A 19,365-nucleotide genomic window follows, 5' to 3' on the forward strand; every position below is an offset into this window, starting at 1 on the left:
GATGACCTATCCCCCGATCGACTCGTACGCCTTTCTCTCCGACACCCACACCGCCGCGCTGGTCGCCGCCGACGGCGCGGTCGAATGGTTCTGCGTGCCGCACTTCGCCGGTGACGCCGTCTTCGCCCGCCTGTTGGATCGCGAGGTCGGCGGTGCGCTCGACCTCTCCGTGGTCGGCTGCGACACCCCGACCCGGCGGTACCTGCCCGACACGCTGGTGCTGGAGAGCCGGTGGTCGACGCCCGACGGAGTGGCGGTCGTCAAGGACTTCCTCGCGGTGGCGCCGGGGGACGCCGCCCAGCCGCTGCGCGCCGACAAGGTGCTGGTGCGCCGGGTGACGGTGGAGGAGGGCACGGTCCGGCTGGCCCTGCGGATCCGGCCCCGACCCGACCACGGCGCCCGGGACACCACCTGGGAGCACGTCGACGGGCGCTGGCGGGCCGCCGGCACCCCGCTCTGGGTCGACACCGACCTGCCGGCCGAGCACGGCGACGGGATGCTGCGGATCGAGGCGGAGCTCTCCGCCGGTCAGCAGGCGGCCGTGCTGGTCGGCTACGACGAGGACGCCACCCGGGACGTCGACGTCGACGAGATGCTGGCGCGTACCTGCCGGACCTGGCAGGACTGGTCCACCCGCAGCGACTACGCCGGCTTCGGCGCGGACGAGGTGCGGCACAGCGCGCTGGTGCTGCGCGGGCTCGCGTTCGACGAGACCGGCGCGTTGATCGCCGCGCCGACCACCAGCCTGCCGGAGCACATCGGCGGGGTACGCAACTGGGACTACCGGTACGCCTGGCACCGGGACTCGGCGCTGCTGCTGCTCGCGTTGTTCCGCCTCGGGCACGCCGAGGAGGGTCGGCGCTACCTGCACTTCCTGATCTCCGTCTGCTCCGGCGACCTGCTCACCCCACTGATCGGCATCCACGGCCACATCGACGAGGAACGCGAGCTGGAACACCTGGAGGGGTACGCCGGCTCCCGGCCGGTCCGGGTCGGCAACGAGGCCGTCGAGCAGGTGCAGTTCGACACGTACGGGCACATCCTGGACGCCGCGCTGGTGTACCACGAGCTGACCGGCGAGCTGACCCGGGAGCAGTGGGCGTTGCTGCGCAAGCACGTCGAGGTGATGGCCGACCGGTGGAACGAGCCGGACCACGGCATCTGGGAGATCCGTGGACCGCTCCAGCACTACGTCAACGCGAAGGTGATGACCTGGGTCTGCCTGGACCGGGGCATCCGGCTGGCCGAGCTGCTCGACGACCGGACGGCGGACGTCGAACACTGGCGTTCGGCTCGCGACGCGGTCCACGCCGAGGTGCTCGAACGCGGCTACGACCCGGAGGTCGGCAGCTTCGTGATGGCGTACGGCTCCACCGAGCTGGACGCCTCCCTGCTGCGCATCCCGCTGGTCGGTTTCCTGCCCGGCGACGACCCCCGGATGCAGTCCACCATCGACCGGATCCGGCAGGAGCTGGAGGTCGGCCCCGCCCTGGTGCGCCGCTACCGGGCCGACGACGGGCTGCCCGGCGAGGAGGGCGCGTTCCTGCTCTGCTCGTTCGAGCTGGTCTCGGCGCTGGTGCTGGCCGGCCGACGGGACGAGGCCCGCAAGGCGTTCGACCAGCTCCTCAGCTACGCCGGCCCGCTCGGCCTGTACGCCGAACAGCTCGACCCCGACGGGACGGCGCTGGGCAACTACCCGCAGGCGTTCACCCACCTGGCCCTGATCGAGGCGGCGATCAACCTCGACGAGGCCGGTGACCGGGACGCTCTGCACGCCTGGGCCGCCCGGGGCGGCTCCTGACCCGTAGGCGGCGGCCCGGCATGTAAGGAGGGGTCCCCTACTAACGCCTCGTGCATAGCAGGGGACCCCTCCTAACCGCCGGAGCCGGAGCCGCAGCCGGAGCCGCAGCACCGCCGGAGCCGGAGCCGCAGCCGGAGCCGCAGCACCGCCGGAGCCGGAGCCGCAGCCGGTGTCGGAGTCCTGACCTCGGCGCTTTCCGTTCCGGCGGGAACCATGCAGGGTCCGGGAGCGACTACGAATACATGGGGTGTGAGCAGTGGCGGGAGATTCTCTCGGCGCAGTTGGACGGCGAGGCGACGGCGGATGAGCAGCACGGGGTGGATCTGCACCTGAGCAGGTGCGCCGGCTGCCGCCGGTGGTTGAACACGGCGGCGACGGTGACCCGGCGGGCGCGTACCCAGGTGGTGTCCGCGTTGCCGGACCTGACCGCGACGATCCTCGCCGCCGCACCGCCGCCGCGCCGGGGTTGGCGCGTCCGGCTCGCCGCCGTCACGCCGCGTGGCGACCTGTTCACGTCGCTGGCCGGACGTGCCCGGACGATCACCGCGCTGCGGGTGTCGCTGGGTCTGCTGGGCGCGGTGCAACTGGTGCTCGGGCTGGCGCAGATCGGCCGGGCCGAGGTGGCCGAGCACGTGCACGCCACCGGCCAGCACCTGTGGCACGAGTCCGCCGCCTGGAACGTGGCGGTCGGCGCCGGGTTCCTCTTCGTCGCGTTGCGCCGGACCGCACCGTCCGGGCTGCTGCCGATGCTCAGCGCCTTCGTGGCCACCCTGGTCCTGCTCTCGGTCAACGACCTGGTCGCCTCGCAGGTCGCCGTGGAACGGCTGGTCAGCCACGGGTTCCTGGTGGTCGGTTACCTGATCACCGTGTTGCTGGCCCGCAGCCTGCGCCGACCCGGTGACCCCACTGACCGGCAGCGACCCGAGCGCTCCCGCTGGCGGCTGCGTCTCGACGAGATCGACGAGCCCGCGCCGCTGCGACTGCTGCCGCCGCACTCGGCCCAGGCCCGGCACGGCCGCGACCACCGCCGCGCCGCCTGACCGCGCGTCTCCACAGGGGCCGGGACGACCGCCGCGCCGCCTGACGGCGCGGCCCCCACGGGGCCGGGACGGCACCGCGTCAGCCGGCGGTGCCGTCCCGGCCCCGCCGTCGATGCGGGGTCGCGGTGTCCATCGCCGCGACGAGGTCCTCACGGGCGCGGGCCACCCGGGACCGGATCGTGCCGACCGGTACGTCACACACCTGGGCCGCCTCGGCGTAGGAGAGCCCCAGCAGTTGGGTGGCGACGAACGCCTCCCGCCGCTCGTGCACGAGCCCGTCCAGCAGCCCGCGCAGCACCACCTGCTCGTCCACGGCGGCCTCGACGCCGGCCGAGGTCGCCTCGGCGGCGGACTGCCAGTCGACGAGGTTGGCGGTGCGGGGCCGCGACACGGCCGCCCGCACCTGGTCGACGGCGACCCGTCGGGCGATGGAGAGCAGCCAGGTCCGGGCACTGGAGCGGCCGGCGAACGAGGGCAACGCGCGCCAGGCCCGCAGGTACGTCTCCTGGACCAGGTCGTCGACCTCGCGCACCCCGGGCAGGTGGGCCAGGAACCGCCGTACGTCGTGCTGCGTCGCGCGCACGAACGCGGCGGCGGCAGCCTGGTCGCCCTGCCCCGCGGCGAACGCGTACCCGCTGATGTCGTCGGTCACGGCAGTCATCGCCGTATTGGTCGCTCCGGCACCCGGGTTGGTTCCCGGCGACATCCGAAAAATCATCGACGCACACGACACCGCCGGGCCGACATACGGCCCGGCGGTGTCGTGTGACGCGCTCCGGTCAGCTCCGGAAGGCGTCCTTGATCTTCTCGCCCGCCTGCTTGATGTTGGCGCGCATCTGGTCGCCGCGACCCTCGGCCTCCAACTGCTCGTTGTCGGTGGCGCGGCCGACGCCTTCCTTCACCTTGCCGGTGGTGTTCTCGGTGGTGTTGTTGAACTTGTCCTCGAAGCCCATGTCAGCCTCCCGGGGTATCGGCTTAGCTCTTGCTACGCGGATCAGGTACCCAGCCGAACCGCACCGGAACCATCCCGGTTCGAAGAAATCGGTCGGAAGCGCCGCAGCCGCAGACTGTTGGCGACCACGAAGACCGAGGAGAAGGCCATCGCCGCACCGGCGATCATCGGGTTGAGCAGCCCGGCGGCGGCCAGCGGCAGGGCCGCCACGTTGTAGGCGAACGCCCAGAACAGGTTCCCCTTGATCGTGCCGAGGGTGCTGCGGGCGAGCCGGATGGCGTCCACCGCGGCCAGCAGGTCGTCGCGGACCAGGGTCAGGTCGGAGGCCTCGATCGCCACGTCCGTGCCGGCGCCCATGGCCAGCCCCAGGTCGGCCTGGGCGAGCGCGGCGGCGTCGTTGACCCCGTCGCCGACCATCGCCACCGCCCGCCCCTCGGCCTGTAACCGCGCGACCACCGCGACCTTCTCGGTCGGCAGCACCTCGGCGATCACCTCGTCGATGCCGACCTCGGCGGCGACCGCCCGGGCGACGGTGGTGTTGTCGCCGGTGAGCAGCACCGGGGTCAGGCCGAGCGTGCGTAGCCGGCGGACCGCCTCTCGGCTGGTCGGCCTGACCTGGTCGGCCACCGCGAGCATGCCGCGCGCCCGCCCCGCCCAACCGACCAGCACGGCGGTACGTCCGGCCGCCTCCGCCTCGACCGCCGCCCGCACCAGGTCCTCGGGTACGTCGATCCCCCGCTCGCGCAGCAGTCGGGTCCGTCCGAGCAGCACCTCACGGCCGTCCACCGTGCCGGTCACGCCCAGCCCCTCGACGTTGGCGAAACCGGTGACCGGCGGCAGCTCGCCCAGCTCGGCGGCACCGGCCACGACCGCCCGGGCGACCGGGTGCTCGGAGCCGGACTCCAGCGCTGCGGCCAGCCGCAGCACCTCGGCCCGCTGCTCGCCCGCACCGGGGTGGACGTCGAGCAGCGTCATCCGGCCGGTGGTGACGGTGCCGGTCTTGTCCAGCACCACGGTCTCCACCCGCCGGGTGGATTCCAGCGCCTCCGGCCCCTTGATCAGTACGCCGAACTCCGCACCCCGCCCCGTGCCGACCAGCAGGGCGGTGGGCGTGGCCAGGCCGAGGGCGCACGGGCAAGCGATGATCAGCACCGCCACGGCGGCGGTGAAGGCCGCCGTCGACCCGGCGCCGGAGCCCAGCCACCAGCCCAGCGTGCCGGCGGCCAGGGCGATCACGATGGGGACGAAGATCCCCGAGATGCGGTCGGCGAGCCGCTGTGCGGCGGCCTTGCCGGTCTGTGCCTGCTCGACCAGCCGCGCCATCTGGGCCAGTTGGGTGTCGGCACCGACCCGGGTGGCGGTGACCACCAGCCGGCCGCCCGCGTTGACGCAGCCACCGACCACGGTGTCGCCCACGCCCACCTCGACCGGCACCGACTCACCGGTGACCATGCTGACGTCGACCGCCGAGGAGCCCTCGTGCACCGTGCCGTCGGTGGCGATCTTCTCGCCGGGCCGCACCACGAACCGGTCTCCCACCGCGAGCTCGTCGACCGGGATCCGGGTCTCCACGCCGCCGCGTAGCACGGCGACGTCCTTGGCACCCAGCTCCAGCAACGCTCGCAGGGCCGTGCCCGCGGTCCGCTTCGCGCGGGCCTCGAAGTATCGCCCGGCGAGGATGAACGCGGTGACCCCGGCCGCCGCCTCCAGATAGATGTGGCCGGTGCCGTCGGTCCGGCTGATCGCGAAGCTGAACGGGTGGGTCATGCCGGGCGTGCCGGCGGTGCCCAGGAACAGCGCCCAGATCGACCAGCCGAACGCGGCGAGCGTGCCCACCGAGACCAGGGTGTCCATGGTCGCCGCGCCGTGCCGCAGGTTGACTAGGGCGGCCCGGTGGAACGGCAGTCCGCCGTAGACCACCACCGGGGCGGCCAGCGTCAGCGACAGCCACTGCCAATAGGTGAACTGCCAGGCCGGCACCATGGCCAGCGCGATCACCGGCACGCTGAGCACCACCGAGACCCACAGACGGGTACGCAGCACACGGAGCTCGTCCACCGGCTCGGCGACTTCCGGCGTGTCCTGCCTGGGTGGTGGCACCGCCGCCGTGTAGCCGGTCTTCTCGACCGTGGCGATCAGCTCCTGTGGGGTGACCGGGTCGGCGTAGGAGACGGTGGCCTTCTCGGTGGCGTAGTTGACGCTGGCCTGCACGCCGTCCAGGCGGTTCAGCTTCTTCTCGATGCGGGCGGCACAGGACGCGCAGGTCATGCCGCCGATGGACAACTCGATCAGGTTCGCTGCCGTGGGCAGGGGTCGACTCGTGGTCATGGCTGGTCCCTCAGTCGTGCCCGTGTCCGGGCGTACCGTGCCCGTCGTCCGGCGCGGCGGTGGGGCCGACCGGGACGTGCACCGGGTCCCCGACGTGCACGGTGAACTCGGCGGTGCGTACCACCCCGCCGTGGCGGAAGTCGAGATAGAGCCGGTAGGCACCGGCGGACGGGAACTCGGTGGCGAAGCTCACCCGGGGTCCGGGCTCGGTGCGCCCGTCGTCCGGCACCCCCTCCGGGTGGACGTGCAGGTACGCCAGGTCACCCTGCCGCAGCGCGACCAGGTGCCCGTACGCCCCGAGATACGGCTCCAGGTCGGTGACGGGTACGCCGTCGCGCTCGACGGTCAGCGTCAGCGTGGACGAGCGGCCCGGCTGCGGCGTGCCGTCCAGGGTGACCGTGTAGTCGTCGACCGTGGCGGTGGGTGCCGGGGCGGGCAGCGGCCGTTCGGTCAGCGTGCCGGGGACGGTCACGTCGACGCCGAGCGTCAACGGCTCGCCACCGGTCGGGGTGAAGTCGGCGAACGCCCGCCACACTCCGGGCGCGGTGAGCGGCGTGGCGACCCGCCAGGTGCCGTCCGGCGTCAGCTCGGGGTGCACGTGGCGGAAGCCGGAGAGGTCACGCCGGGCGACGATCAGGTGCATCGGCTTGTCGTGCACCACGTCGTAACCGGTCACCGGCCGGCTGTCCGGGCCCGTGATCCGGAAGGCGAACTCGCCCGCCGGGGCCTCGACCGGCACGAGGGTGTAGCCGCGCTCGGAGACGAGGAGCCCGCCGGGCAGGTGCCCGGCCGCGCCCGCGTCGTGCCCGGCCTTGTCGTCATGTCCGGCGTTCTCGTCGTGCCCGCCCTGGTCCGGGCCGTCGCCGTGGCCGGTCGCGCCGTCGTGGCCGGTCGCGGTGACCGGGGCCGTCGGGCCGGTCACCTGGCCGACTCCGTACGCGGCGGCGAACACCGCCGCGAGGCCGAGCGCGAAGCCGCTCACCTTCGTCGCCGTGTTCATCGGGACACCTCGGTCTCCGGTCGCCTCAGGCGGCGACCAACTCGTAACCGGCCTCGTCGACTGCGGCCCGGACGGCGGCCGGGTCCAGCGGCTGCGCGCTGGTGACGGTGACCTGACCGCTGGCCAGGTCGACCTGGACGTCCTCGACGCCGGGGATCGCGCCGACCTCGGCGCTGACCGCGCTGACGCAGTGGCCGCAGGTCATGCCCTGCACCTGGTACGCCGTGGTGACCATGGCAACTCTCCTCTCCAGGGCCCGTCCACCCGGGCCGGGCACCCCGTCGAATACCCTCGGGGGGTATCCACAACTGTGACCGTACCATACCCCCCAGGGGTACGTTATCCTCGTGTTCATGAGCACACCCGCGCCGATCCGCGGCTACACCGCCAGCAAGGACCAACTGCTCGCCCGGCTACGTCGTGTCGAGGGGCAGGTACGCGGCGTCGAGAAGATGGTCGACGAGGATCGCTACTGCATCGACGTGCTCACCCAGATCTCCGCGATCCAGGCCGCGCTGGACAAGGTCGCTCTCGGCCTGCTCGACGGGCACGCCCGGCACTGCATGCACGAGGGCGCCGCCGAGGGCCGCGCCGACGAGATGGCCTCCGAGATGATGGCCGCCGTCGGCCGCTTGATGAAGCGCGGCTGACCCGCCCGTCGCCTGATGAGGCGCGGCTGACCCGCCCCACCCGCACGCCCGGCCGGGAGTGTCGTCTCCGACGCCCGCCCCCGACACACGCTCGCGACCTGCGTTCCGATGCCGACCTGGCTACCATTCGCCACGATGGCCAGCCGACCCGGAAGCCTCCCGGCCCCCGCCCGCCGTCGGGCACGCACCACCGCCGCAGCAGACCTTCGGCGGCCCGTCGCCGTACCCCCGACACGGTCGCGCCGCACTGCCGCCGCCCGCGTGTGGCGGTGTGACACGGCCGCAGCCCTGCCGCGGTTGCGCACCCGGGCCGCAGCCCTGCTGCGGTTGCCGAGAGCCGGCCCTGCCCTCACGGTACGCAGCCATCCTGCCACGCTCGGGCCATTCCGGATGCCCGCCGCAGCGGCCGACCGGCGGCGCTGAACCTTCTCGCCCGCCGGTACGTAGTTCGCCTTGGAATCGTTGGGAGACAATGAATGGGCGCCGACCACACCCGTTCCGCTCCGCCCACCCCACCCCGGGTGCGGCGGATCCTCATCGTGACGGTGGTCCCCCTCTTCCTCGTCACCCTGGTCGCCGCGCTCATCCTCTGGCCCTCGGACCCGCCGCGACCCGAGGCCGCCGACGACACGCCTCGTTACCACGGCACGGTCACCCGGGTGGTGAACGAGCCCTGCCCACCGAACCCGGTCGTGCCCGAGGGCACCCCGACCACCGCCGGGCAGCAGTGCGGCACGGTGACCGTACGGGTCGACAACGGCCCGGACGAAGGTCAGGACGTGCAGACGCCGCTGCCGGACGGCCCGGGAGCGCCACGGGTCAGCGTCGGCGACGAGATCATCCTGGTCTCCCTGACCGATCCCGAGGACCCCTCGCTCAGCTACTACAACATCGCCGAGCACCAGCGGGGTAAGCCGCTGATCTGGCTCGCGGTGCTGTTCGCCGCCGCCATCGTGGCCTTCGGGCGGCTTCGCGGCCTGGCCGCGCTCGGCGGTCTGGCAGCCAGTTTCGCCATCCTGATCACCTTCGTGCTGCCCGGCATCAGTGCCGGCCAGCCGCCGTTGGTGGTCGCCATCGTCGGCGCGGCGCTGATCATGTTCGTGGTGCTGTACCTGACACACGGCATCTCGGCACAGACCTCGGTGGCCGTCCTCGGCACGCTCGGCAGCCTGGTGCTCACCGGCCTGCTCGGGCTGGCCGCCACCCGGGCCACCCACCTGACCGGCTTCGGCAGCGAGGACGCCACCACGCTGTCCATGTTCCGGGGCGACGTCGACCTGCACGGCCTGCTGCTCGCGGGCATCATCATCGGCTCGCTCGGCGTGCTCGACGACGTCACGGTGACCCAGGCCGCCGCCGTGACCGAACTGCGTCACGCCAACCCGAGCTTCACCCGCCGGGAGCTGTACCGCTCGGCGACCCGGGTCGGCCGGGCCCACATCGCCTCGGTGGTGAACACCATCGTGCTGGCGTACGCGGGCGCGTCGCTGCCGTTGCTGCTCCTGCTCACCGCCGACACCCGCGCGCTCGGCCAGATCGTGACCAGCGAGTTCCTCACCCAGGAGATCGTCCGCAGCGTGGTGGCCACGCTGGGGCTGGTCGCCGCCGTACCGCTGACGACCGCACTGGCCGCGCTGGTGGTCACCGCCGGACGGCGGGACACGCCGGAGCCCGGCGGGTCCGGCGGCCACGACGACGGGCCGGACGGCGGCGGCCCCACTCCCCCGACTCCCCGGCCCGGTACGGACCGGACCGAGGCCCTGCACGCGCTCAGCACCGCGCGTGCGCGTGACACACCCCCCGCCACCGGATCGCGGTGGCCCGACCCGGACAGGAGCACGGACACCACATGGTGACACCCCGCAGCGTGACCGCCCCTGCCGACACGGTTCGTGCCCGTGTCGTTGGTCACCCATCGCGATTACGAAATGACGCATCTAGCCGGGTTCGGGGCGTAGAGACCGACATGGACCGTCGGGTAACCTCACAGCCGGTCACCGACGAAGGCGCGCAGCGGCGCCTGCGGTGCCACCGCCCAATCGCCGCGAGGCGAGCCGGGGACCCAGGTAGGTGGGGTGAATCCGCGTCAGCGGTAGGGGCCACTTCCGTTCCGAACCCGTCAGCTAACCCGGTCGGCGGTCGATGGAAGGGAAAGAAGTGACGGCACCCCTACGCCGCTGGATGACCCCTGTGGTGGCCGTGTTCGCCGCGTTCGCCGTGTTCGCCGGGCCCCTGCCGGCCATGGCCGCGCCGAACCCACCCGCGCCAGCCGAGCACGACGACGACCCACCGATGCTCAACGACCTGATCGAGTCGGCGAACCGCGACTTCTCCAAGGCCAAGAACCAGCTGGAGCGGTCCAAGAAGCGCCAGCTCAAGCTCGACGTCGAGCTGCGCCGCGCACAAGCCGACCTCGACGCGCTCCGGCCGCAGGTCGCCGAGATCGCGACGCAGTCGTACCGCACCGGCCGGGTGGGTGCGATAGCGATGTTGTTGCAGAGCAACGCGCCGGACTCGTTCATGGACCGCGCGTCCGCCCTGGACGAGTTGAACCTGTTCAACGACAAGAAGTTGGGCGAGGTCAACACGATCCGGGAGCGCGCCGACCAGGCCAAGCTCGCCTCCGACGCCGAGGTCCGTGAGCAGCAGAAGCTGACCAACGACATGGCGCGCAAGAAGACCGAGGCGGAGAAGTCACTCCGCCTGGTCGGTGGCGAGAGCCTGACCGGTGGCCTGGTGGCCGCCACCTCGCCGGTCGCCCGGGTGGCGCCGAACCGCGCGTCCGACGGCAGTTGGAAGCCGGAGTCGTGCAGCCAGAAGGACCCGACCACGTCGGGCTGCATCACGCCGCGCACCCTGCACATGTACAAGGAGGTCAAGCGGGCCGGCTTCGACCGCTTCGTCGGTTGCTGGCGGCCCGGTGACAAGTTCGAGCACCCCAAGGGCCGGGCCTGTGACTGGTCGTTGCAGAACAGCGGGTTCAGCCCCTGGCACAACAACGACACCCGGATCTACGGCAACAACCTGGCGGCCTTCCTGGTCCGCAACGCCGACCGGCTCGGCATCTACTACGTGATCTGGAACCGGCAGATCTGGTTCCCGACCGAGAACAGGTGGCGGTCCTACAGCGGCCCGTCCAACCACACGGACCACGTGCACGTGTCGCTGCTCTGAGCACCGTCCGGGTGACATGCGAGGGCCGCTCCGCCGTCTGGCGGAGCGGCCCTCGTCGTCCGTGTCGGGCAATCCGGCGGATCAGCCCACGGGCGTGACCACACCCGACATCTCGGCAGGTTCCGCCGCGACGGTCCGCACCTCACCGGCGGCCAGCCGGTACGACATGCCCACCACCGCGCACCCGCCTGCGGCCACCTCGGCGGCCAGCGCCTCGGAGGACTCCAGCATCGCCTCGACGGTCTGCGCGATGTGGATGTCGACGATCGCGTCCAGGTCGTCGACTCCCGCCTGCTCGGCCCGGCGCAGGCTGGGCACCACCGCGTCCACCACGGCCCGCAGGTGCCCCGACGGAGCGGTGCCGGTGGCCGCCGCGGCCCGGGCCGCCTGGACGGCACCGCACGAGTCGTGCCCGAGCACCACCACCAGCGGCGTACGCAGCACGCTCACCGCGTACTCGACGCTGCCCAGCACCTCCGGGCCGATGGTGTGCCCGGCGGTACGGACCACGAAGAGATCACCCAGCCCACGGTCGAAGATGATCTCCGCAGCGAGCCGTGAGTCGGAGCAGCCCACGATCACCGCGAAGGGGTGCTGCTCGGCGGCGACGGCGGCCCGGTGGCTGGCGTTCTGGTTGGGGTGCCGGAGCGTGTCGGTGACGAAGCGGCGGTTGCCGGCGACCAGCTCGGCGAGGGCGCGCTCCCGCGAACCGGGAAGGTCTGCGGTCAGGTACTCGCGTTCGGGACCGGGCTGCGCTCCGATCGTTCCGGGTCGACTCATCCGGCGTCACCTCGCCTCTCGGTGGAATGCCTGGTCATCCCGGCCGGCGCTGGCCACGGGCTGCCACCAACCGTCACACGCAGCGCAAGGCACGTCAAGCTATGCGTGATCTGCATTTCATGTATTCCAGAACGCTTGCCAATCGAGCCGAGCGGGCGCGAGCGCAGCTCCGGAACACGACAGGGCAGGCCATACGATGGCGGGCATGGCGACCTCAGACGAGCGAGAAAGCACCCGCAACTGGACTTTCCTGACAAACCACGCACACGTACTGCTCGCCATCGCCCGCAACCCCACCGCCCGGCTGCGCGACGTCGCCAGCGAGGTGGGGGTCACCGAACGCGCCGCCCAGGCCATCGTCGCCGACCTGGAGGCGGGCGGCTATCTGCATCGCACCCGGGTGGGCCGCCGCAACGAGTACACCCTCAACCCGGCCGGCCGGTTCCGCCACCCGGCCGAGGCCGACCGCCAGGTCGGCGACCTGCTCGCCCTGTTCACCGACTAGCCCGCACCGTCCACAGTCGACCACGTGGCGTGGTTCACCGATCCCATCCCACTCGCGCCCATGCGTTATCGGCACGGGGGCGATAGGTTGAACACGTGTCGTCTGTCGCGCTCGCCCGTCCCTTGTGGCCGGCGACGCTGCGCACGCTGCGTGAGCTGACCCGACTGGCGCTGGCCGCCCTCGTGCTGGCGGTCGGCCTCGGCACGGCCGCCGCCAACCTGCCACTGCGCCCGGCGGGCGACCAGCCGATCCACGGCGTCGCCGATCATCGCGCCTGGTCCGTCACGGCCGACCTGCCGACCTGGCCGGGCACCGTCGCACCGGCCGCCGCGCAGGTGCGGGCCTCCGGCACGCTGGCGACGTCACCGACGCAGCCCACGGTCCCGACCTCGCCGCCGGCTCGCCCCGAGCCCGCCGTCGAGTCCGGCGCGGCCATCACCACGGTCTACCAGCTCACCGTGCCGCGCCGCACCGTGGGCAACGGTGAGCCGACCCGTCGCGGTCCACCGGCCGCCTGACCGACGGCCCGCCTCAGGACGCCCCACCGGCCCACGCGACCGTCCGCCGCCCCGGCCCGACCCCGGACACGGCCACCGACCGTCGTCGCGCGTCCCGGGGGCACACCGCCGTCGCGGACCCGTCCGGCCCGGCCCGACGTCCTGTCGCCGACCTCGGCGACCACAGACCTTCCCCCAGTCGACGACCCTCATCCGACCGCGAGAGGTGTTGATGATGCGAACCGCTCTCTCCTACGTCATGCCCGACGTCCCCATGGCCGCCGTGATCTGGCTGAGCCTGCTCGGCGTGGTGATCCTCGCCATCGCCGCCCTGCTGCTGCGCCCCCGACACCTCCTCCGGTTCGACGCGGGCGCCCGGATCCGCGAGGCGGCACTGCCGAGCCGCACCGAGCACACCGAGGAACAGCGGGACCAGGACCGCTGGGCGGAGGAGGTGGCCGTGGCCGCCGACCGGGCCGACGCCACGGCCCGGCGACGTCGCGAGGAGTGGCTCACCGCGCAGGACGAGGCCGAGCGGGCGTGGCAGGCGTACGAGACGGCGGAGGCGGACGTCCGCCGGCTGTCCGCGGCCACCGGGATGCCGCTGCCGCAGACCTCGCGCACCCCCGCCGAGTACGCCGACCGGGAGCGGTGGCTGCACCGGTCGGCCATGGAGGCGTACTGGCGGCGGGAGCTGTCGGTGGAACAGCTCAGCGACGTCTTCGCCCACCGGGGTTGGGACCCGCGACTGCACCCGGTCGAGCAGGAGCTGACGCTGCGTCGGGCGGTACGCGACAACCTCTTCGCGCGCCAGCAGGCGGCCCACGCGCAGGAGCAGGAGCGCTGGCGGGCCGCCGAGCTGGCCGCCGCGGCAGCACGCAGCCTGCGCGACGAGGCGCTTTCGGCACTGCTACCGCAGGTCGAGGAGCGTGAGTCGGTGCTGCCGTTGACCGCGTTGGGTGGCGTCGAGCAGACCCGCGAGATGCCCACCGTGGTTCCCGGGCGGGCGGCGCCCGCGTACTGACCGGTTCTGCCGCGACAGGCAGATAGCGCGAACCTCCTCCGGCCCGTCGGGCGGGAACCTAGCGTGGGACCGGTGTCGGACGGACACCGGCCGGGTACGACCTCGCCGGGAAGAGGAGGCCGACGTGGTCGCACGGGGTGACGGGCGCAGGCCCGAGGAGTCGACGCGGCGGGGGGCCGGGCCGAGACAGACCTGGGCGGCCCTGCCCTGGCTGGTGCGTACGGCGGTGGTCTGGAGTGCCTGCCTGGTGGTGATCGCCGCCGGGCTCTATCTCTTGGCCCGGATCACGATGCTGGTGACCCCGCTGGCCATCGCGTTGGCCGCCACCTTCTTCCTGGCCGCGCTGCTCGACCCGGTCCAGCTCGCGTTGCGCCGGCTGCGACTGCCCGCCGCGCTGGCCGCCCTGCTCACCGTCCTGCTCCTGCTCGGTGTCCTGTCCGGCGTGGGCGTACTGGTCTGGAACATGACCGCGGGCCAGTTCAGCGAGCTGGGCGACGAGCTGCGGGAGGGCCTGGAACGCAGCCGCGACTTCGTCACCTCCACCCTGCCGGTCACCGACGAGCAGCTCGACGGCCTCGTCGACCAGCTCCGTCAGGCGCTCAGTCAGCAGGAGGTCGACCCGGTCGCCAGCGCGCAGACGGTGGCCGAGGTGTTCGGCTCCATCCTGCTCGCCCTGGTGCTGCTCTTCTTCCTGCTCAAGGACGGGCGGTCGATGTGGCACTGGACGTTGCGTCGGGCGGGCGGGCCCAACCGGGAGATCGCCGCCGAGGCGGGTCGGGTCGGCTGGCGCACGCTCGGCTCGTACAGCCGGGGCACCATGCTGATCGCGGCGATCGACGCCATCGGCATCGGTCTGGCGCTGGTGCTGCTCGGTGTGCCGTTGGCCTTCCCGCTGGCATTGATCACGTTCTTCGGCGGCTTCGTCCCGATCATCGGCGCCACCGTGGCCGGGGCGGTCGCGGTGCTGGTGGCGCTGGCCGCCAACGGCCCCACCACCGCCCTGCTCACCCTGGGCGCGGTGATCGCCGTCCAGCAGATCGAGGGCAACCTGCTCGAACCGCTGATCATGAAGCGACAGGTGCGGCTGCATCCGGTGGTGATCCTGCTCGCGGTCACCGCCGGCACGCTCATCGCCGGCATCGCGGGCGCCTTCGTCGCGGTTCCGATCGCCGCCGTCGTCTGGCGGGTCATCGACAGCGTGCAGCAGCAGCGCCAGACCGCCGCGGCGAAAAGGCGGTGGTCGAGGATCATCCGGGGGCGTACGGCGAAGGCCCGTACCCGCAGGACGATCCGCAAGGTCTGACCTCAGCTCCGCGCGCGTACCCGGGGATGCAGGTGGTCGCCGAACCAGCCGGCCGCCGCGTCGGCCACCTGTTCCAGCGTCCCGGGTTCGGCGAAGAGGTGCGTGGCTCCGGGGACCACCCGCAGCTCGGTCGGCGCGGTCATCCGCTCCCGGGCCTGCTCGTTGAGCGTGATGACCTGCTCGTCGAGGCCACCGACGAGCAGCAGGGTGGCGGCGCGCACCTCGCCCAGGGCGGCTCCGGCCAGGTCGGGTCGGCCGCCCCGGGACACCACGGCGCGCACCACGTCGGGCCGCCGCGCCGCCGCGATCAGGGCGGCGGCGGCACCCGTACTGGCACCGAAGAGACCGATCGGCACTGCACCGAAGGGCCGCTCGACGGCCAACCAGTCCAGGGTCGCGACCAGCCGGTCGGCCAGCAGCCCGATGTCGAAACGCAGCTCGGCGGTGACCGCGTCCACCTCGTCCTCAGCCGGGGTGAGCAGGTCCACCAGCACGGTGCCGAGGCCGTCGGAGGTGAGCCGGTGGGCCACCGAGACGTTGCGGGGGCTGTGCCGGGAACTGCCGCTGCCGTGCGCGAACAACACTGCACCGGACGCGCCGGTCGGCACCGACAGGTCGGCCGACAGGTCTACCTGACCCACCGGGATCGTCACCTCGCCACCGCGTACGTCCATCTCGCCTCCCGGTCTGCCGCATACCCCGCCCGGTGCATCGCACGCGCGTTTGTCGCCGGGGGCGGTGGGTAGCCGACGGAAGACCGCAGACGGACCGGCGCCTGGGGCGTCGGCGAGCAGATCGCGAGGACCGTCATGCCGCATCACCAGCGTGAGCCCGTGCAGAAGGCCGCCGATCGCGAGCGGCGCGAACAGGACACCCGGCGCGGACGGGACTGGGCGGACGAGGCGGCCCAGGCACGTGACGCCGACGATCCCCGGGCGAGGACGCCGCACGACGCCACCGGCCGTCCCTCTCAGGGCGAGCCGATCTGAGCGGCGTCGACCAGCGGGCCGCCGATCGAGCAGGTCGGCGGGCCCTGTCGAGCTGACGGCGTCACCGGATCGGCGGGCCGCCGCGACGCGACTCAGCTGGTGGTCTCCGGGAGCCGGAGCATCGGTGCCCGGCCCGGGGCCTGCTCCGGCGTCGGCAGGTCCTCGGGGAGCGGCGGGATCGGTACGGTGACCGACTCGTCGCAGGTGACGCGGATCGACTTGCCGTAGTGGCGGACCTCCATGACCGCGTCGTGCGCGGCGTGGTGCAGCGAGTACGTCGTCTCGTGCGGACGCACGTCGACGCGTAGCCGCATCCCGCACCACTGGAGCGAGAAGGCCAACCGGCTCAACCCGCTCGACAGGTGCGGCGCGAACGACGGCACCCCGTCGTGGTCCCGCAGGCCCCCGAAGCCGGCGACCAACGCGATCCACGCCCCGGCGAGGGAGGCCATGTGCACCCCGTCGCGGGTGTTCTCGTTCAGGTCGTGCAGGTCCATCAGCGCGGCCTCGCGCAGATAGCTGTGCGCCAACTCGGTGTAGCCCACCTCGGCTGCCAGCACCGCCTGGGTGCAGGCGGAGAGCGAGGAGTCCCGGACGGTACGCCGCTCGTAGTAGAGGAAGTTGCGCAGCTTCTCCTCGGGCGTGAACGCGTCCCCGCGCCAGTGCATCGCCAACACCAGGTCAGCCTGCTTGACCACCTGCTTGCGGTACAGGTCGAAGTACGGGTAATGCAGCAGCAACGGGTACTTGTCCGACGGTGTGTCGACGAAGTCCCACTCCTGGAGCCGGGTGAAGCCCTCCACCTGCTGATGCACGTCGATCTCGTCGTCGTACGGGATGTGCATGGCCGAGGCGGCGTCCCGCCAGGCGGCGGCCTCCTCGTCGGTGACCCCCAGGTGGTACGCCTCGTCGCGGTAGCGCATCGCCACCTCGGCAGCGGTCTGGAGGTTCCGCTGCGCCATCAGGTTCGTGTAGATGTTGTCGTTCTTCACGGCGGTGTACTCGTCCGGGCCGGTCACCCCGTCGATGTGGAACTGGCCGTTGCGGTCGTGGTGCCCGAGCGACCGCCACAGCCGGGCGGTCTCCACCAGCAGGGTCAGTCCGATCTCCCGCTCCAGTTCGCGGTCACCGCTGATCAGCACGTACCGGCGCATCGCGTCGGCGACACCGGCGGCGATGTGGAACGCCGCCGTGCCCGCCGGCCAGTAACCGGACGACTCCGGCCCCTCGATGGTGCGCCACGGGAAGGCCGCACCCTTGAGGTTGAGTGTCCGGGCCCGCTCGTGTGCCTGCTCCAGTGTGGAGAAACGCCAGTACAGCGCGTCCCGCACCGCAGCCGGATGGGTGTACGTGAGCACCGGCAGCACGAACATCTCGGTGTCCCAGAACGCGTGGCCGTCGTACCCGGGGCCGGTGAGCCCCTTGGCGCTGATCGGCCGACGTTCCGCGCGGGCACCGGCCTGGAGCACGTGGAACAGCCCGAACCGGACCGCCTGCTGCACCTCCGGGTCGCCCTCGACCTCCACGTCGGCGGCGTCCCAGAACTCGTCCAGATACTCCCGCTGCTCGCGGACCAACCCGTCCCAGCCGTCCAGTCGCGCGGCGGCGAGCGCGGCGCCGACCTGGTCGCGCAGGGCCGGCAGCGAGCGGCGACTGGACCAGCCGTAGGTCAGGTACTTCACCACGCAGAGCGTCTGCCCCGGCTCCAGCACGCAGCCGATGGTGGTCCGCACCCAGTCCTCGTACCCCTCGGACTCCACCGTGGTCCGTGCGGGCGAGGTGACCTCGTGCTCCATCGCGGCGGCGACCCGCAGGCCGGACACCTTGGTCCGGTGGATCAGCAGTCCACCGTCCTCCGTGGTCAGCTCCTCCTCCGCCTCCAACGGCGACTCCAGCACGGCGGCCACCCGGGGGTCGCGGCTCTGCGGCGGCAGCGTCTCGTTGGCCACCAGCTCGGACTGGACGATCAGCCGCAGCGGCTTACCGTCGGCCACCTCCACCTCGTACCGGATGGCGGCGACCGAGCGCTGCCGGAACGAGACCAGCCGGGTGGTGTTCACCCGCACCTCGCGCCCGGCCGGTGAGCGCCAGTGCAGGGAGCGGTGCAACGTGCCGGCGCGCATGTCGAGCACCCGCTCGTGGGCGAGCACCTCGCCGTACCGCACGTCGAGCGGCTCGTCGTCGACCAGCAGTCGGATCAGCTTGCCGTTGGTGACGTTGACGATCGTCTGACCGGACTCCGGAAAACCGAAACCCGCCTCCGCGTACGGCAGCGGGCGCAACTCGTAGAACGAGTTCAGGTACGTGCCGGGCAACCCGTGCGGCTCGCCCTCGTCCAGGTTGCCGCGCAGCCCGACGTGGCCGTTGGAGAGGGCGAAGACCGACTCAGACTGGGCGAGCACGTCCATGTCGAGCCGGGTCTCCCGCACGTGCCACGGCTCGACCGGATACGCCCGCTCCCGGATCACGCGTGCCCTCCGGCGGTGAGCAGGTCGGCGAGATCGTCGACCACCACGTCTGCACCGTGTTTCCGCAACTCGTCGGCCTGACCGGCCCGGTCCACCCCCACCACGTACCCGAACCCACCGGCCTTCCCGGCGGCGACACCGGCCAGCGCGTCCTCGAACACCACCGCGTTCGCGGGATCGACGCCGAGCAGCTTCGCCCCGGCGAGGAAGGTGTCCGGCGCGGGCTTGCCACGCAGCCCTTCGGCCCGTGCCGTCAGCCCGTCCACCCGGGCCTCCAGCAGCGATTCCAGCCCGGCCACGGCCAGCACGTCCCGGCCGTTGGCGCTGGCGGTGACCACCGCCCGACGCAGCCCCGCGTCGCGGACCGCCTTGAGGTACGCCACCGAGCCCGGATAGACGTCCACTCCGGCGCTGCGCATCCGTTCCAGCACCAGCGTGTTCTTCCGGTTTCCCAGGCCGTACACGGTCTGCGCGCCCGGCGGGTCTTCCGGCGTACCCTCCGGCAGCGTGATGTTCCGTGAGGCCAGGAAGGTGCGTACGCCGTCCAGGCGGGGCCGCCCGTCGACGTACCGGTGGTAGTCCGGACCCGGATCGAACGGGCGGTAGGGCTCACCGGTGGTGGCCGCGTGCCGCCGCAGGAAGTCGTCGAAGGTCTCGGTCCAGGCGGCGTTGTGCAGCCGGGCGGTCTGCGTCAGCACACCGTCCAGGTCGAAGAGACAAGCGGTCACATGATCAGGCAGGCCGAGCACCGTACCAATCTATCCACGGTCACCGGCCCGCAAACGCACTTCGACCGACCCCGGCGTGCCGTGCAGTGGGTCCTCTGCTCGGCACGCCGCGCCTCGAGTTGCCGA

The 19,365-nt window shown here is 72.3% G+C and carries 19 protein-coding genes and 1 riboswitch; of the genes, 10 read left to right on the plus strand and 9 right to left on the minus strand.

Annotated features, from left to right (window positions below):
* Position 1: 1 nt before the first annotated feature.
* Both ACIBO1_RS03105 and ACIBO1_RS03110 read left to right on the plus strand, forming a co-directional pair.
* On the plus strand, positions 2–1,801 hold the full coding sequence (locus tag ACIBO1_RS03105) for a glycoside hydrolase family 15 protein (RefSeq protein WP_396740998.1): 1,800 nt from the start codon (positions 2–4) through the stop codon (positions 1,799–1,801).
* Between the two features lie 242 nt (positions 1,802–2,043).
* Positions 2,044–2,841, plus strand: a complete 798-nt coding sequence (locus ACIBO1_RS03110; protein ID WP_396740999.1) for a zf-HC2 domain-containing protein — start codon at positions 2,044–2,046, stop codon at positions 2,839–2,841.
* Between the two features lie 79 nt (positions 2,842–2,920).
* Here ACIBO1_RS03110 and ACIBO1_RS03115 read toward each other — a convergent pair whose 3' ends face one another.
* From ACIBO1_RS03115 to ACIBO1_RS03135, 5 genes are all read right to left on the minus strand, one after another.
* Positions 2,921–3,502: a sigma-70 family RNA polymerase sigma factor gene (locus ACIBO1_RS03115; RefSeq protein ID WP_396741000.1), complete on the minus strand. Its 582-nt coding sequence runs from the start codon at positions 3,500–3,502 to the stop codon at positions 2,921–2,923.
* Between the two features lie 118 nt (positions 3,503–3,620).
* A complete protein-coding gene (locus tag ACIBO1_RS03120; protein ID WP_396692211.1) occupies positions 3,621–3,794 on the minus strand; it encodes a CsbD family protein in 174 nt (57 codons plus the stop codon).
* A 41-nt stretch (positions 3,795–3,835) separates the two neighbouring features.
* Entirely contained in the window at positions 3,836–6,121 is a 2,286-nt protein-coding gene (locus ACIBO1_RS03125) for a heavy metal translocating P-type ATPase (protein ID WP_396741001.1), read from the minus strand.
* Between the two features lie 10 nt (positions 6,122–6,131).
* Positions 6,132–7,121, minus strand: a complete 990-nt coding sequence (locus ACIBO1_RS03130) for a hypothetical protein (RefSeq protein WP_396741002.1) — start codon at positions 7,119–7,121, stop codon at positions 6,132–6,134.
* A gap of 25 nt (positions 7,122–7,146) precedes the next feature.
* Positions 7,147–7,356: a heavy-metal-associated domain-containing protein gene (locus ACIBO1_RS03135; protein ID WP_396741003.1), complete on the minus strand. Its 210-nt coding sequence runs from the start codon at positions 7,354–7,356 to the stop codon at positions 7,147–7,149.
* A 118-nt stretch (positions 7,357–7,474) separates the two neighbouring features.
* Between ACIBO1_RS03135 and ACIBO1_RS03140 the strand changes: the two genes are divergently transcribed.
* From ACIBO1_RS03140 to ACIBO1_RS03150, 3 genes are all read left to right on the plus strand, one after another.
* Positions 7,475–7,771 (plus strand): metal-sensitive transcriptional regulator, encoded by a 297-nt coding sequence (locus ACIBO1_RS03140; protein ID WP_117230386.1) that lies wholly within the window; start codon positions 7,475–7,477, stop codon positions 7,769–7,771.
* A 476-nt stretch (positions 7,772–8,247) separates the two neighbouring features.
* Positions 8,248–9,627: a YibE/F family protein gene (locus ACIBO1_RS03145; protein WP_396741004.1), complete on the plus strand. Its 1,380-nt coding sequence runs from the start codon at positions 8,248–8,250 to the stop codon at positions 9,625–9,627.
* Between the two features lie 166 nt (positions 9,628–9,793).
* A riboswitch (cyclic di-AMP (ydaO/yuaA leader) is annotated at positions 9,794–9,925 on the plus strand.
* Between the two features lie 3 nt (positions 9,926–9,928).
* Positions 9,929–10,945, plus strand: coding sequence for a coiled-coil domain-containing protein (locus tag ACIBO1_RS03150; protein WP_396741005.1), 1,017 nt, complete (start codon positions 9,929–9,931; stop codon positions 10,943–10,945).
* An 81-nt stretch (positions 10,946–11,026) separates the two neighbouring features.
* Here the strand turns inward: ACIBO1_RS03150 and ACIBO1_RS03155 are convergent, their stop codons facing one another.
* On the minus strand, positions 11,027–11,725 hold the full coding sequence (locus ACIBO1_RS03155; protein WP_396741006.1) for a carbonic anhydrase: 699 nt from the start codon (positions 11,723–11,725) through the stop codon (positions 11,027–11,029).
* A 196-nt stretch (positions 11,726–11,921) separates the two neighbouring features.
* Here ACIBO1_RS03155 and ACIBO1_RS03160 point away from each other — a divergent pair, with 196 nt between their 5' ends.
* From ACIBO1_RS03160 to ACIBO1_RS03175, 4 genes are all read left to right on the plus strand, one after another.
* Positions 11,922–12,230, plus strand: coding sequence for a helix-turn-helix domain-containing protein (locus ACIBO1_RS03160; protein ID WP_350696112.1), 309 nt, complete (start codon positions 11,922–11,924; stop codon positions 12,228–12,230).
* Positions 12,231–12,325: 95 nt separating this feature from the next.
* Positions 12,326–12,748 carry a hypothetical protein gene (locus ACIBO1_RS03165; protein ID WP_396741007.1) on the plus strand — a complete coding sequence of 141 codons (423 nt, stop codon included), beginning with the start codon at positions 12,326–12,328 and terminating at the stop codon, positions 12,746–12,748.
* Positions 12,749–12,959: 211 nt separating this feature from the next.
* Complete coding sequence (locus ACIBO1_RS03170; RefSeq protein ID WP_396741008.1) at positions 12,960–13,751, plus strand: hypothetical protein; 792 nt, start codon at positions 12,960–12,962, stop codon at positions 13,749–13,751.
* Between the two features lie 124 nt (positions 13,752–13,875).
* A complete protein-coding gene (locus ACIBO1_RS03175) occupies positions 13,876–15,054 on the plus strand; it encodes an AI-2E family transporter (RefSeq protein ID WP_396741009.1) in 1,179 nt (392 codons plus the stop codon).
* 2 nt (positions 15,055–15,056) lie between these two features.
* Here the strand turns inward: ACIBO1_RS03175 and ACIBO1_RS03180 are convergent, their stop codons facing one another.
* On the minus strand, positions 15,057–15,728 hold the full coding sequence (locus ACIBO1_RS03180; RefSeq protein ID WP_396741010.1) for a dienelactone hydrolase family protein: 672 nt from the start codon (positions 15,726–15,728) through the stop codon (positions 15,057–15,059).
* 135 nt (positions 15,729–15,863) lie between these two features.
* Here ACIBO1_RS03180 and ACIBO1_RS03185 point away from each other — a divergent pair, with 135 nt between their 5' ends.
* Positions 15,864–16,043, plus strand: coding sequence for a hypothetical protein (locus ACIBO1_RS03185; RefSeq protein WP_396741011.1), 180 nt, complete (start codon positions 15,864–15,866; stop codon positions 16,041–16,043).
* Between the two features lie 92 nt (positions 16,044–16,135).
* Here the strand turns inward: ACIBO1_RS03185 and ACIBO1_RS03190 are convergent, their stop codons facing one another.
* Both ACIBO1_RS03190 and ACIBO1_RS03195 read right to left on the minus strand, forming a co-directional pair.
* Positions 16,136–18,511 carry a glycoside hydrolase family 65 protein gene (locus ACIBO1_RS03190; RefSeq protein ID WP_396741012.1) on the minus strand — a complete coding sequence of 792 codons (2,376 nt, stop codon included), beginning with the start codon at positions 18,509–18,511 and terminating at the stop codon, positions 16,136–16,138.
* Complete coding sequence (locus ACIBO1_RS03195; protein ID WP_396741013.1) at positions 18,508–19,260, minus strand: beta-phosphoglucomutase family hydrolase; 753 nt, start codon at positions 19,258–19,260, stop codon at positions 18,508–18,510. Before ACIBO1_RS03195 ends, ACIBO1_RS03190 begins: the two co-directional genes overlap by 4 nt.
* Between the last annotated feature and the right edge of the window lie 105 nt (positions 19,261–19,365).

Source organism: Micromonospora sp. NPDC049903 (genome assembly GCF_044460945.1).
In the GTDB taxonomy this organism is placed as follows: Bacteria; Actinomycetota; Actinomycetes; order Mycobacteriales; family Micromonosporaceae; genus Micromonospora.

What these genes read in the sequence shown, in the direction of transcription:
- ACIBO1_RS03105 (WP_396740998.1), top strand. Translation starts at nt 2, where the DNA reads ATGACCTATCCCCCGATCGACTCGTACGCCTTTCTCTCCGACACCCAC.
- ACIBO1_RS03110 (WP_396740999.1), top strand. Translation starts at nt 2,044, where the DNA reads ATGGGGTGTGAGCAGTGGCGGGAGATTCTCTCGGCGCAGTTGGACGGC.
- ACIBO1_RS03115 (WP_396741000.1), bottom strand. Translation starts at nt 3,502, where the DNA reads ATGACTGCCGTGACCGACGACATCAGCGGGTACGCGTTCGCCGCGGGG.
- ACIBO1_RS03120 (WP_396692211.1), bottom strand. Translation starts at nt 3,794, where the DNA reads ATGGGCTTCGAGGACAAGTTCAACAACACCACCGAGAACACCACCGGC.
- ACIBO1_RS03125 (WP_396741001.1), bottom strand. Translation starts at nt 6,121, where the DNA reads ATGACCACGAGTCGACCCCTGCCCACGGCAGCGAACCTGATCGAGTTG.
- ACIBO1_RS03130 (WP_396741002.1), bottom strand. Translation starts at nt 7,121, where the DNA reads ATGAACACGGCGACGAAGGTGAGCGGCTTCGCGCTCGGCCTCGCGGCG.
- ACIBO1_RS03135 (WP_396741003.1), bottom strand. Translation starts at nt 7,356, where the DNA reads ATGGTCACCACGGCGTACCAGGTGCAGGGCATGACCTGCGGCCACTGC.
- ACIBO1_RS03140 (WP_117230386.1), top strand. Translation starts at nt 7,475, where the DNA reads ATGAGCACACCCGCGCCGATCCGCGGCTACACCGCCAGCAAGGACCAA.
- ACIBO1_RS03145 (WP_396741004.1), top strand. Translation starts at nt 8,248, where the DNA reads ATGGGCGCCGACCACACCCGTTCCGCTCCGCCCACCCCACCCCGGGTG.
- ACIBO1_RS03155 (WP_396741006.1), bottom strand. Translation starts at nt 11,725, where the DNA reads ATGAGTCGACCCGGAACGATCGGAGCGCAGCCCGGTCCCGAACGCGAG.
- ACIBO1_RS03160 (WP_350696112.1), top strand. Translation starts at nt 11,922, where the DNA reads ATGGCGGGCATGGCGACCTCAGACGAGCGAGAAAGCACCCGCAACTGG.
- ACIBO1_RS03170 (WP_396741008.1), top strand. Translation starts at nt 12,960, where the DNA reads ATGATGCGAACCGCTCTCTCCTACGTCATGCCCGACGTCCCCATGGCC.
- ACIBO1_RS03180 (WP_396741010.1), bottom strand. Translation starts at nt 15,728, where the DNA reads ATGGACGTACGCGGTGGCGAGGTGACGATCCCGGTGGGTCAGGTAGAC.
- ACIBO1_RS03185 (WP_396741011.1), top strand. Translation starts at nt 15,864, where the DNA reads ATGCCGCATCACCAGCGTGAGCCCGTGCAGAAGGCCGCCGATCGCGAG.